Raw genomic sequence first — 13,224 nt, 5'->3', positions numbered from 1 at the left:
TTACACATCACCTCTTAAAATATAGCCAGCTCCCCGAATTGTACGAATGAGTCGTTTACCGCCATCCTGCTCCGTTTTTTGTCGCAGCATGGCAATATATACTTCCAGCACATTCGATTCTCCGCTATAGTCATAGCCCCAAATTTTGTCCATAATCAGATCACGCGAGAGAACACGCTTCGGGTTTTGCATGAACAAATGGAGCAGTTCAAATTCTTTGGCCGTCAGTTCCAAGCGTTTACCGCCACGAACCACTTCACGAGATTCGTTATCCAGTTGTAAATCCTCGAAGGTAAGTCGACTTCCGTTATTGTCCTGTTGTTCGGTTTTACGCCGCAAAAGCGCTCGTACTCGTGCCAGCAGCTCCTCCAAAGCGAACGGCTTGACGAGATAATCATCGGCTCCCAGATCAAGTCCTTTGACCCGGTTCTCCACCTCATCCTTGGCTGTAAGCATCAGGACAGGTACCGTGCTTCCACCCTCCCGCATACGACGGCATACCTCAAAACCATCGACCTGCGGCATCATTACGTCCAGCACGACCACATCAGGCTCAGCTGTTAGCATTTTATTTAATCCCTCTGCTCCATTGGCGGCTGTCAGCACTTCATAGCCTTCAAATGCCAGCCCTCTGCGGAGCATGGAAACAATTTTTTCATCGTCATCAATGATTAGAATAGTAGAACGCATACACGATCGAACTCCTTTATCTCTTCTTTTCCTTCTATTGTAGCAGGAGTAGACGCGTGTAGCATCTGGCTGCTTCTTCATACAGCAAAAACGGAAGGGATCCTCCTTCCGTTTCTTACGTGCACTTGTTCATTTTTGTAGAGTTATCATCTTATTGCTGAAGCGTCGAGCTAAAGTCATTTTTGTTGCCAATTTTCAGCTGAACATCTTTTTTCTGCCCGGCTCGTTCGATGTTAAGTGTCAGTGCTGTACCCACCTTTTGTTTTTGAATGAACTGGATCAGCTCTTGTGATGTGCTATAAGGCGTGCCATTCGCTCCGATAATCACATCGTAAGGACGCAGATCGGCCTGATAAGCTGGTGATTTGTATATAATATCCCGTACAACCGAGCCTTCGGTCAGGGATGTACCCAGTTCTTTGGCTACTTCAGGACTCAAATTTAACAGACTTGCACCAATGAAAGGTACAGGTTCTTTCGGGATAGGCTGGTTATTTTTCAGCTTATCGACGACTTCCAAAATCGTATTGGACGGAATCGCGAATCCGATTCCCTGTGCGTCTGCACTAACAGCTACGTTCATACCGATAACCTGCCCTTGCAGATTTAACAGCGGTCCGCCAGAGTTACCAGGGTTAATGGACGCATCCGTCTGAATGAGATGCTTGTATTGCGTCGGTTTTCCAGTCGATTCACTATTAATGGTGATCGTACGTTCTTTCGCACTTAGCACCCCGGCTGTTACCGAATGTTCAAAGCCTTCAGGGTTGCCGATTGCGACCATCCATTCGCCGACTTTAGCGTTATCGGAGTCGCCCAAAGTTACTGTCGGAAAGTTATTTTTGCCTTCAATTTTAAGTACCGCCAAATCAAGATCAGCATTTTTGCCCAAGACTTTGGCTTCGTAAGGCTTATTAGTTCCCTCTACTGTAACCTGAACCACACTCGCGCCTTCAACAACATGGTTGTTGGTTAGGACGTAACCCGATTTATCAAAAATAAAACCGGAACCAATACCAAGCGGAGTCAGCTGCCCGCTGTTGCTACCTTCATTTTCATTACTGTTACCGCTGCTGCCACTGTCACCATACTGATTACCGAAAAAGTATTGATACAGCGGGTCATTATAATAAGGGCTGCTTTGTCTGCCACTACTGCCACTGGTTTGTTTGGCAAGCGTTTCGATTTTGACGACTGCCGGTCCAGCCTTGGCCACAACAGATTGAACATCAGCGGTACCTGAAGGCATCACAGCCGGAACTGCGCTTGGAGTCGAGCTGGTTGTTCCTGAATTAGTCGTTTCTCCGCTTTCAGCTGCCGCCGAAGTCAATGCCGTCTCGGGTGTGAACATATTTGTTCGGTCAGCTGTATACATCAATACCGTAATGACCAGCATCCCGGCCAAAAAAGATAAGAAAATTGTTTTCACTTGCGACTTGGGCTTATTCGGTTTGAATTGCCAGTTACCGCCATTCCGACCCGAACCATCCTGTTGCTCAGGCATAGCCCGATGGTAAGAGGGAGGAAGAGGTCTCACGGCCTGCGGTGGCGTAATCTCAACATCCTTTTCCACCGACTGCCCTTCCTTACGTTGTCCGTCCGATTGAACTGAAGAAAAAGGACCGTAAGAATAATAATATGAGGAACCGTTCGAATCGTTTTGCCGAGTTGCGTTATCGGTATCAACCTGATCGTTGTCGTTCCGGCGTCCGGAGTTATTATTTTTAAATTCGTCCATTGTATATCTCCTCCCAAACCCTATGCTTCAAGGTGGTGTTGTTTAACTGACTTTATTTTGCACTTTAAACCTTAATTCCACCTTAAAAACAATTAAAAAGGAGATAAAACCTTAGACCTATTGTACCTAATCACTTTCATTTAAAACGAAATGCCCCGGATATAATCCGGAGCATTATCGATTGTATATGCTTTTTTATTTCGTGTTAAAGTTTTCGTCGAACTTTTCGTTCGGTGTTTGAGCATTGTTTTGAATTTTGTTGCGACTGGAGTTTTGAACTTTTTGCGCTACTGCACCTATACCGCCTTGATCTGTTGCAAATTCTTCATCATACTTCTCATTTGGTGTCTGGAAGTTGTCTTGAATTTTATTTTGTTCAGACTGCTTTACCTTTTGTGAAACGACACCTACCGTATTGTCTTGTGCAAATTCCGCTTTGAACTGATTTCCTGTGCTTGCCTTGAAGCCTTTGTTCGTGAAAGAACTTCCGCCTTGATTTGGCATAATTCTCAACCTCCCAGTATGTTTTGCGGGATAAGCTCATCCCGCAACATAGTATGTGATGTTGGAAAAAACAATATTCAAGGATTATATGGAAGCATCCAGCGTCGCAGTCGGAATAGTTTTATGCGTTTCTATCGCCTTTTGGAGCGATTTCACCATCTTTTCCGTACATTTTCCGTTCCCTTTTTTAATAATTTGAACATCCACATCTTTCTTGCCCCATTCAGAATACACCTGCCGGGTTGTTTTAAAATACAAGTCAATTTTATTGCCCTTAATCGCAGAACCTGTATCCGCTACAATCCCGTATCCATAACCTGGAATGTACAATATGCTTCCCAAAGGAAACGTTTTGGGATCAGCCGCAATCGTAGACAGTGTATTCTTGTCACGACGCACTTTTACACCGGAATACGTAATACCGTAGCCGGGATGACTTGGCCGTTTGCCAGTCGATTCATAGCCTGCTGTATATCCTGTTGCCGTGACCGTCATGGTCGTAATCACCTGCTCTTCGCGTGGAGCCAAAACAGGTGTGGACTGCCATTTTTTATGCTGGACCGGTTCTTTGTGACCGTAAACTTCATTGCCGGGCAATACCAGACAGGTTGCAATTAACACGGTTCCCAAAATCCGTTTCCATACCAACATGGATCTCATAAAAAACCTCCCCTTGAGGCAAAGGCTTTCCAGAAATCCATTGGTTTATACGAAAAGATTATTATTTTTGAACATCCTGACCTGGATAAAGTCTGCTCAGCTTCACTTTATCTTCAAAAATATGCAGGAGTGTCCGCACTATGGGGGTGTGCTCATCGTCTGTGTGCAATATAATGGAAGCAGGAGAAATCGAAATAAGGGTGCTTACGATTCGATCTTCGACCTCCATTTCTAGTTCAATGCCTGGCATCTCGACAATGATGTCATCTGCATCAGGAGTCGGTATGGGTACCATGGCACTATCCAGAATCGTAAAATTATGTCCGCCTTGGTGAAGTACGTGTACGAGCGGAACTTTGCTTTCCTGAAAAAAAACAAAATATTTAAGCAGCCCCATAAATTCTTCGTATTGCCGATCTGCCCAGAATTCTTCCATGGCATAGTCGACGATTTCTTCAAGCTCTTTTTTATACGCATGGAGCCTAAATTGAATCAGACCTTCCAAATTAATCACACGAAGCTCCTTGAAATCCTTCTCCAGGAGAGTGGTCAGCTTACCATGACGCTTTAAACGACCTCTCGGGCCATCATCATTTAACAGCGAACGAATCATACTACGAATTTGCTCTGTATCCTCTTTCTCCAGCAGCGAACAGGCTTTGGTGAGAATGAGATTGAGCATCCCCCACTCCTTGACTTCGATAATATAATCCGCTATTGCCGAAGACATGATGCTGTATACACAGGGGAGAAAGCTTTCAAACGCCGAATTGCTTTCTGTGCCCTTGCAGGTCCATGCCACTTTGTTGTCCAACTGTCTGAAAGTGAATCGAAATCCGCGCCGTGACATATGTAGTCCCTTTGTTCTACTTTTGACCACTTCGTAAAACCGGTCGGTTTCCTGATCTCCGTCTGTATTGGTCCACACTGTAAACAGTTCCATTGGCTCACTCCTTTCGATCACTGCTTTCAGTATATGGCGGCCTCTGAAGGGTTATACGAAGTGAACGACTGGAAACAGAAAGACATATCCAAAAGAGGATGATCAAGTTTCAAAAAGCCGGTTGGCGTGTTATAAACAATGACTGTGATATAGGAAAATAACGAAAGACGTTTGAATATTTAGGGTGGGGTATGTTAAGGTTATAGTAATATGAATTTTTCACAAGAGGGAGGAGATAAGATGTTAACGATGCTGAACATGCTGCGTACATTCATGATCGTCATATTGAGCCTCGTTCAGATTTTGTCCCTTCCTGTGACGTTTCATGCGGAAGACACCACTCAATCTCTTCAGTTTACTGCGGGATCTTCTGTTGTGCCTCATGCTGATGCTTCCTTGTTAGAAACAGATTCTCACGGTCTGGAGCACCATTCCAAACCAGCTTTACGCAAATCCTCTCCTTTACTTCATCTGGTGATCGCTGCGGCCAAATCACTTCCCTTTGTCATTTTGATAGCGCTTGTGCTGCTATTGAGCATCCCTAAACTACGTCTGCCTTTTATTCCTGTCATTTGCAAACTAAAGAAGCAATTGTACTTGTTCCCCATCAAATTCACCTCTAGTTATGTGGCTTAACCTCCCTTGCATGCAGATCTCCACATTTGCATGTCTATTTGTTAACCTTCCCAATAAGTGTACTACCTAAAGCATATTTACCAATTTTTTTATGTTAATTTATAAAATTTAATACAAAAAGAAAGTTTCCATGTCACTCCCAAAGTATGTGATTTATTTCCCATACCATTCATTTAAATAACGTATTGTACAGGAGGCTTTACAAATGGATATTCGAGAGTCTATTTTGCCAGGAATCGGGATTAAGTATCGAATAGATGCAGAGAGTGGCGACCGAATTGTCATTATTATTCATGATGATGGCAGGCGCGAGTTGTATCACTTTGATTACGAGGATCTGGAACAAAGTATTTCTATGACAACCCTGAATGATCAGGAAGCGCGATTGGTAGCCTCCATCATCGGTGGTATGACATATAAGCCCAAACAGCTTGAAAGTGTAGAAATGACGTTTGACGATTTTATTATCGAATGGTATAGAGTCGAATCCCACTATGCAAGTATCGGCAAATCCATCGGTGAGCTGGATGTAAGGCAAAATTCGGGAGCCACTGTTATTGCCATTGTGGAGAAAAAAGGAAAGAAATATGTAAATCCTGGTCCTGAAGTGATTATTAACGATGATGCCACTGTAGTCGTTGTTGGGGAACGCGATCAGCAAAAACGCTTTAAACAAATCCTTATGAACGGAAGCGGGTGATTGGATGGATCATCTGGTATTTGAGGTTGGATTGGCAATTGCTCTCATCGCTGCAGCCGGACTTATCTCCTCCAAACTGCGCTTCTCGGTCATCCCTTTTTATATCCTGATCGGAATGGCAGTTGGCCCGCATGCGATGGAGCTATGGCATTTTGATTTTCGCTTTATCGAAAGCGCCCCTTTTATTGATTTTATGGGAAGAATCGGAGTGCTGTTTCTTCTCTTCTACTTGGGTCTGGAGTTCTCAGTAGGTCGGTTAATTAAATCAGGCCGTTCCATTGCCGTGGGCGGCACCATTTATATTGGCATCAATTTTACACTGGGGCTGGCTCTTGGCTTCCTGAGCGGCTTTCCTGTAGCAGAGACACTGGTTATCGCCGGAATTACAACCATATCATCCAGTGCTATTGCTGCGAAGGTGCTGGTAGATCTCAAGCGGACTGCCAATGCTGAAACAGAAATGATTTTGGGCATTATTATGTTCGAGGATGTTTTCCTCGCCGTATACATCTCCATCCTCTCCGGATTGGTTCTTAGCGATTCATCCTCGCTCGGGGGTGTGCTGCTATCAGCGCTAATCGCGCTTGGCTTTATGCTTGCAGTCATTATTATCGGCCGTAAGGCCGTCCCTCTGTTAAATCGGATTCTTCGTATTCGCTCCAATGAGGTATTCGGACTTTTTGTTTTTGGTTCTCTGTTTCTGGTGGCAGGTTTTTCGGAAACGATTCATGTGGCGGAAGCTATCGGCGCCCTGTTGGTCGGTCTGGTACTAGCCGAAACGGAACATAACAAACGAATCGAGCATTTAATTGTTCCTTTCCGCGATTTCTTTGGCGCCCTGTTCTTCTTCAGCTTTGGACTATCCATTGATCCACTGTCCCTAGGAGGAAACGCGATATGGCTTGCGCTTGCAGCAGTTGTCCTCACGTTGTTTGGTAACATTTGGGCAGGAATGCTGGCTGGGCGTACGGCCTCCTTATCTCCCAAAGCGTCAGCAAATATCGGCCTGACCATTGTGGCACGGGGTGAATTTTCGATCATCATGGCCAACTTGGGTAAAGAAGGCGGTTTGCTTGATATTGTTCAACCCTTTGCAGCCATCTATGTACTCATACTGGCGATTCTTGGACCACTTCTGACAAAGCAGTCAAAACCTATTTTTAATATGTTAAACAAAATATTTAAGTTCAAGGACCCCCGCCTACGAAAGGAAGAAAGTAACTCAGCATAACTGCAAAAGCTGGATACGACAATCCATAGGAGGGAAGGCTATGCCGCACGCTGTAAAACATGCCGAAACTCTATGAGACGGCTTGTGAAGCCCGCTTCAGGAGATGCGAGCAGGTTCCCTGTCTTTTATACGGTGATTGGTGGAATTACGGCATCCGTCGGTCTGGAATTGTTTTTACATCCGCATGATATGATCGCTGGAGGCGTCACGGGGATCTCCAGACTCATGTCGCTTTATACACAGGAGCATTTTGGGTTACTGCTATTTGTTTTGAACTTGCCACTCATGTTGCTGTATTCTCTGTCTACTCACAAACCCATGCTGCTTCGTGCACTACCCGGCTTGTTCGCCTTTTCAGGCTCAGCCATCATTCTTTCACCTTTTCCGGCAGTGAGTGGCCATCCGGTCGTATGCGCTTTGGGCGGCGGAATCTGTATCGGTCTTGGCGCAGGGCTGGCAGCTCGTCATGGTGGTCTGCTCGATTCACTAGGACTTAACGAATCTGACGATGGCCGTCCATCCACATTGTTGCTAACACACCGCAAGATTCCATTAATACAGATTGTTATGCTGTGTAATGGTCTGCTGCTCATTACAGCTGGCTTTGTGCTAGGCTGGGAGCCAGCTCTCTATTCAGCCTTATCCTGCCTCGCCGCCTATGAAACGACCCGGCTGATGTTTACCGGTCTGACGCGTATGGTTTGTGTTGTCAGCAAGAAGCAGCCAACCGTCGAGGATGCCATATATCGCAGGCTGCGTATACACAGCACGCCTGTTGTAGGCGCTGCCCAGATAGAGGGCAAGATTAAAAGCGAATCTGAGGATAAAAAAGAACAAATGGTCATCGTTTACAGCGTTCATCTATTGGATTTGCAGCGCTTTAAGGCAGTCATCCAAATGGCTGACCCGCAGGCTGAGATCATGTATATGAAACGATGGAAAGCTTAGCAAAGTAACACATCAAAAAACGCTTATCTACACTAATCCTTGTACATAGATTAGTGATGGATAAGCGTTTTGTAATTAACAATATATTAACGGATATTAATTTTGCATGATAAAATCATGTTCAATACTGCTGGCACTGTCAAAAGTACGAATAATATCATAACGGGTATTGCGCTGTGCCGGAATGTGACCCGTTTCGCGGATCAACTGTAAAATGGATTCAATGTTAACCTTATACGTTGCGCCCGCAGCGGAAACTACGTTTTCCTCAATCATGGTGCTACCAAAATCATCGCAACCGTAGTATAACGATTTTTTACCGATTTCCGGTCCCATAGTTACCCATGAGGATTGAATATGCTTGATGTTATCCAATACAAGACGACTGATCGCAACGGTCTTCAGATATTCCTCTGGCGTCTGGCGTTCCTTCTTCAGATTGGTGTTGTCTGGCTGGAAGGTCCAAGGAATAAAGGCCAAAAATCCTTCAGAATTATATTTGTTTTCAATGCATTCGTCCTGAGCATCACGAACACGCAACAAATGCAGCGCACGCTCCTCCATTAACTCGCCAAAGCCGATAACCATCGTAGCAGTTGTGTTCATCCCAACCTTGTGAGCCGTTTGCATGACATCCATCCAATCACGCCAAGAGCCTTTAAGACGGCTAATTTTGCGGCGTGTGCGATCATCCAATATTTCTCCGCCTCCACCTGGCAGCGAATCCAATCCAGCTTCATGAATGGCTCGAATCGTGTCTTCCATGGATAGACCGGATTTTTCCTTCATTTTGTGAATTTCAGCTGGCGAGAAGGAGTGCATCGTAATATCGGGAAAACGCTCCTTGATAGCTTTCAGCAAATCAGTATAATAACTGAATGGCAGATTTGGATTCACACCGCCTTGCATTAGAATTTCGGTGCCACCTACCTCCTGCGTTTCCTTGATCTTCTGAAAGATCACCTCATCCGGCAAAACATAACCTTCATCGGAACCCGGTCTACGGTAAAAAGCGCAGAAGCGACAGTATACGTCACATACGTTCGTATAGTTAATATTTCGTCCGATGACGAAGGTTTTAATGGGATCGGGGTGCATGCGATTCATGACTTTATTCGCCGCGTGACCTATTTTTTCTACCTCGTCTGATTCGAACAAAGCAACGGTATCCTCTAAATTCAGGCGTTCGCCGCGTAGGGCTTTATCTAAAATATGGTCGATTACACTCATGGTGTATCCTCCTTCGCTGTCACAGGGCGACGAAATGAACGACAGGACTTATGAACGAGAATGCTTTCACAAACCTGCGTTCGAACCCTGCCGTAATGTATGTTCATGACTGGCCTTGTATGTTGTCTGTGCTATTTAGCATTGTAAAACCTAATGATAATACTAACATATCTTTAGGTAAGGAACCATACTTATTCCCGCTTCTTTCTGCTTTTCACCTAGGAAAACAGGCAACTGCCAAGCTTATCTCAACATTGCATATAGCCAAGTAATAACAAAACAGGACTGAAAAGTGCCTTTTTTCACACTGTCCTTTATGTCATTCTTATAGAAAACAGCAAGCCTCCTGAAATACTGGAAACTTGCTGTTTAGTACTGTACATATTTGCTCCCGGCGTGAAAACGACAAAGATGCTGCGGATGTGCTAACGCTCTAGCGCAGCGCCTCATCCAGATCATTGATCAGGTCGTCAATATCCTCCAGACCTACGGAGAAACGAAGTAGTCCGTCTGTAATCCCGCGCTCCAATCGTACACTATGGGGCATAGCCGCATGTGACATCATCGCCGGATACGACAAGATGCTTTCCACAGCTCCTAAACTCACGGCTACAATTGGAATACGTACGCGGCTGAGGACTTCTTTTGCACGCTCACCAGAACCCACATCAAACGATATCACTGCACCATAACCGCTGGATTGACGCTCATGAACTTCACGCCCTGGATGATTTTCCAGACCCGGGTAGTATACTGCCTCAATGTCGTTGCGCTCGTTCAGCCAGTTAGCGAGCTTGGCTGCACTCTTTTCGCTGTGAGCCATACGAGCCTCCAGTGTCTTCATACCACGCATGAGCAACCATGACTCCTGCGGAGCCAGCACGGTACCCAGTCCATTTTGGAGCTGCTTGATTTGTCTCCCCAACCATTCGGTACGCGCTACCGCAAGTCCTGCCAGCACATCGCTGTGTCCGCCCAGAAACTTGGTCGCACTGTGCAATACAATATCGACTCCCTGCTCAATCGGACGTTGATAATAAGGTGTCATAAAAGTATTATCCAATAAAGTTAAAAGTCCGTTGTCTTGTGCCCAAGAGGTTATTCCTGCTACATCGGTAATTTTGAGTGTCGGATTGGACGGGGTTTCCATATATACAGCCCTTGTGTTCTCCTGCAACGCCTCTTTCACAAGGTTGAGGTCCGTCATGTCTACGAAGGTCGTTTCGATATTCATCCGTTTCAAAATGGAGGTCAGCAGTCGATATGTTCCTCCATATACGTCCTCGGAAACAATGACATGATCTCCAGCAGACAAGAGCATAAATGTAGTGGAAATGGCAGCCATACCTGACGCAAAGGCAAAGCCGCACGCCCCGCCTTCTAATAAAGCGATATAATCCTCCAAAGCTTGTCGTGTCGGATTACCTGAACGGCTATAGTCATGCTGTGGAGGATTAAAAATATCATGATGGTGAAAGGTAGAAGCTTGATAGATCGGGACGCTCGAGGCACCCGTAACGCTGTCAATTTCAGAACCAAAATGTAGCAGCTTGGTAGCGAACTTCCGCTCTTTGTTCAGATCCTGGCCGATCCTCCTCGCATCCTCTATCATTGCAGCTCTCCTCCTTCTACTTCTTGACGTGCCGCTTCCAACGCCGAACGCAAATCTTCAATTAGGTCGTCTGTATGCTCAATGCCTACGGAGAAACGCAACAGCCTATCATCTACCCCGACTGCATCCCGAATTTCTGCTGGTATGTCCGCATGGGTCTGCACAGCGGGATAGGTCATTAACGATTCCACACCGCCGAGACTTTCCGCAAACGCAATGAGCTTAATGTGACGAAGCAAAGGTTCCACATAACGAGCATCCTTTACTTTAAAGGAGAAGATACCTGTATTTCCGCTGGATTGTTTATTTTGAATCTCACGACCTGGATGGCCTTCGAGAGCTGGATAAAATACTTCCGCCACCGCCGGATGCGTCAGTAAATAGTTAGACAGCACTGTTGCATTATGCTCATGTCGGTCCATACGCAGCGCTAACGTCTTCATGCCCTTCATTAACTGGTAGCAGTCGCTTGGGGAAAGCACGGCCCCTATGGAATTGTGCAGAAAGGCAATTTCAGCTGATAGCTCTTTGCCTTTGGTTACGATCAACCCTGCCAGCACATCGTTGTGTCCACCCAAATATTTGGTTGCGCTATGTACCACAATATCCGCGCCCAGTTCCAATGGTCGCTGGAAATATGGGGTTAGCAGCGTATTATCTACAATGGTAAGCAACTGATGTTGTGATGCCCATTCAGCCACCGCTCGAATATCAGTAATCATCATTAACGGATTTGTAGGTGTTTCTATGAATACAGCTTTGGTATTCGGTCGACATGACTGTTCGAGCGCTTTAAGATCGTTTGTATCCACATAACTGGCTGTTACACCAAATTTAGATAAAATACGCTCCAACAAACGATAGGTCCCGCCATACAGATCCAGCGATACTATGAGATGATCTCCCTGTCCAAACAATGCAAATACCGTTTGCAGCGCCGCCATACCTGAGCTGCATGCAAAGCCTGCATCACCCGATTCAAGTGCAGCAGAAGCCTCTTCCAGTACCTTTCGCGTGGGATTGATCGTCCGAATGTAATCAAATCCTGTGCTTTGACCCAGACGGGGATGGCGGAACGCCGTAGATTGGTAAATCGGGTAATTAACAGCCCCGGTTACTGGCTCCTCTACTGAGCCGATTTGTGCCAATCTGCTTTCGATTTTCCACTGTTTCTCACTCATATGAATCCTCCTGTTAACTTCCATAGTGGGTGCTATAACATATCCTGCAAAAATGGATGTCAAAGACTATACTGCTGCGCTACTGCAAGGTGGTACTGTACAAGGGTAAACTACAAGCCCCTTTTTAAATCTGGGGCCCGATATCATAAGGCGTTTCTTGGTATACATAATAGTTCAGCCAATTCGAGAATAATAAATTGGCGTGTGCCCGCCAGATTGAGGGCGGTGTGCGCTCAGGATCATCATTAGGAAAATAATTTTTGGGAACTTCAATATCCATTCCTTTGGCCACATCGCGGTCATATTCCCATTTCAGTGAAAGCGGGTCATATTCAGAATGTCCAGTTACAAAAATTTGTTTACCGTCAAGCGTGGCTACCAGGTACACTCCAGCTTCCTCGGATTCGGATAAAACTTCTAATTCGGCAATATGATCAATATCTTCTCGCCGAACCTCCGTATGTCTGGAGTGAGGAGCATAAAACAGTTCATCAAAGCCGCGTAGCAATTTTACTTTAGGTTTAATCACGGTGTGTGGAAATACGCCAAAGCATTTGTAATCGAGCCCGTATTTCGGGACATTGAAATGATGGTATAAACCTGCCTGTGAGGCCCAACAAATGTGCATGGTCGAAGTTACATTCGTTTTCGTCCATTCAAAGATTTGCCGGATCTCCTCCCAGTAGTTCACATCCTCAAACTCAAGCTGTTCAACCGGGGCTCCTGTAATGACCATGCCGTCAAAACGACTGTTCTTGATCTCGTCAAACGTTTTATAGAACATGTTCAAATATTCTTGCGATGTATTTTTGGATATATGAGACTTCATGTGCACCAGCGTGACGTCCACTTGCAGCGGCGTATTGCCGACCAAGCGCAACAGTTGGGTTTCCGTCGTTTCCTTTGTAGGCATTAAATTCAAAATGGCGATACGCAATGGACGAATGTCCTGATGATAAGCCAGGCTTTCATCCATTACGAAAATATTTTCGCCCTCCAGCACTTCCTTGGCAGGTAGCGTGTCTGGGATTTTAATCGGCATGTAAACTCACTCCTTGTTCGGTAAGTTTTGCGAAAATCGTCTTGTTGAGATGCCGGGCATATAATAAAAAGACCTTTCTCTGGTTAGAGAAAGGTCATATTTGTATCCA

13 protein-coding genes are annotated in these 13,224 nt (G+C 45.4%); 4 read left to right on the top strand and 9 right to left on the bottom strand.

From position 1 onward, the window contains the following. From T3H97_RS07710 to T3H97_RS07690, 5 genes are all read right to left on the bottom strand, one after another. Window positions 1-690 (bottom strand): response regulator transcription factor, encoded by a 690-nt coding sequence (locus T3H97_RS07710; RefSeq protein WP_025723298.1) that lies wholly within the window; start codon window positions 688-690, stop codon window positions 1-3. 151 nt (window positions 691-841) lie between these two features. Continuing rightward, window positions 842-2,428: a S1C family serine protease gene (locus T3H97_RS07705; RefSeq protein WP_103048234.1), complete on the bottom strand. Its 1,587-nt coding sequence runs from the start codon at window positions 2,426-2,428 to the stop codon at window positions 842-844. A gap of 195 nt (window positions 2,429-2,623) precedes the next feature. Further along, window positions 2,624-2,932, bottom strand: coding sequence for a hypothetical protein (locus tag T3H97_RS07700; protein WP_328802174.1), 309 nt, complete (start codon window positions 2,930-2,932; stop codon window positions 2,624-2,626). Window positions 2,933-3,016: 84 nt separating this feature from the next. Continuing rightward, window positions 3,017-3,592, bottom strand: a complete 576-nt coding sequence (locus tag T3H97_RS07695) for a 3D domain-containing protein (RefSeq protein WP_013309429.1) — start codon at window positions 3,590-3,592, stop codon at window positions 3,017-3,019. A 61-nt stretch (window positions 3,593-3,653) separates the two neighbouring features. Continuing rightward, a complete protein-coding gene (locus T3H97_RS07690) occupies window positions 3,654-4,535 on the bottom strand; it encodes a putative sporulation protein YtxC (RefSeq protein WP_103048236.1) in 882 nt (293 codons plus the stop codon). A 240-nt stretch (window positions 4,536-4,775) separates the two neighbouring features. Here T3H97_RS07690 and T3H97_RS07685 point away from each other — a divergent pair, with 240 nt between their 5' ends. The 4 genes from T3H97_RS07685 to T3H97_RS07670 all read left to right on the top strand — a co-directional run bounded on the left by T3H97_RS07685 (window position 4,776) and on the right by T3H97_RS07670 (window position 8,050). Further along, the gene (locus tag T3H97_RS07685) at window positions 4,776-5,171 is read left to right on the top strand and encodes a hypothetical protein (RefSeq protein ID WP_328802172.1); all 396 of its coding nucleotides are present in this window, start codon (window positions 4,776-4,778) and stop codon (window positions 5,169-5,171) included. Between the two features lie 205 nt (window positions 5,172-5,376). After that, window positions 5,377-5,871 (top strand): cation:proton antiporter regulatory subunit, encoded by a 495-nt coding sequence (locus T3H97_RS07680; RefSeq protein WP_328802171.1) that lies wholly within the window; start codon window positions 5,377-5,379, stop codon window positions 5,869-5,871. A 4-nt stretch (window positions 5,872-5,875) separates the two neighbouring features. Continuing rightward, on the top strand, window positions 5,876-7,102 hold the full coding sequence (locus T3H97_RS07675) for a cation:proton antiporter (RefSeq protein ID WP_328802170.1): 1,227 nt from the start codon (window positions 5,876-5,878) through the stop codon (window positions 7,100-7,102). An 84-nt stretch (window positions 7,103-7,186) separates the two neighbouring features. Then, window positions 7,187-8,050 carry a YitT family protein gene (locus T3H97_RS07670; RefSeq protein WP_328802169.1) on the top strand — a complete coding sequence of 288 codons (864 nt, stop codon included), beginning with the start codon at window positions 7,187-7,189 and terminating at the stop codon, window positions 8,048-8,050. Window positions 8,051-8,146: 96 nt separating this feature from the next. On the opposite strand, the gene mqnC is transcribed toward T3H97_RS07670, so the two are convergent. From mqnC to metA, 4 genes are all read right to left on the bottom strand, one after another. After that, the gene (mqnC, locus tag T3H97_RS07665; RefSeq protein ID WP_061829148.1) at window positions 8,147-9,280 is read right to left on the bottom strand and encodes a cyclic dehypoxanthinyl futalosine synthase; all 1,134 of its coding nucleotides are present in this window, start codon (window positions 9,278-9,280) and stop codon (window positions 8,147-8,149) included. Window positions 9,281-9,713: 433 nt separating this feature from the next. After that, a complete protein-coding gene (locus T3H97_RS07660; RefSeq protein WP_250244051.1) occupies window positions 9,714-10,892 on the bottom strand; it encodes an aminotransferase class I/II-fold pyridoxal phosphate-dependent enzyme in 1,179 nt (392 codons plus the stop codon). Beyond that, window positions 10,889-12,073, bottom strand: coding sequence for a PLP-dependent transferase (locus T3H97_RS07655; protein WP_328802167.1), 1,185 nt, complete (start codon window positions 12,071-12,073; stop codon window positions 10,889-10,891). Before T3H97_RS07655 ends, T3H97_RS07660 begins: the two co-directional genes overlap by 4 nt. A gap of 124 nt (window positions 12,074-12,197) precedes the next feature. Beyond that, on the bottom strand, window positions 12,198-13,115 hold the full coding sequence (gene metA / locus T3H97_RS07650; RefSeq protein WP_274484588.1) for a homoserine O-acetyltransferase MetA: 918 nt from the start codon (window positions 13,113-13,115) through the stop codon (window positions 12,198-12,200). Window positions 13,116-13,224 lie beyond the last annotated feature (109 nt).

Origin of the sequence: Paenibacillus sp. LX16 (assembly GCF_036252815.1) — a bacterium.
In the GTDB taxonomy this organism is placed as follows: Bacteria; Bacillota; Bacilli; order Paenibacillales; family Paenibacillaceae; genus Paenibacillus; species Paenibacillus polymyxa_B.
This window is presented reverse-complemented; position numbering and strand designations above follow the sequence as displayed.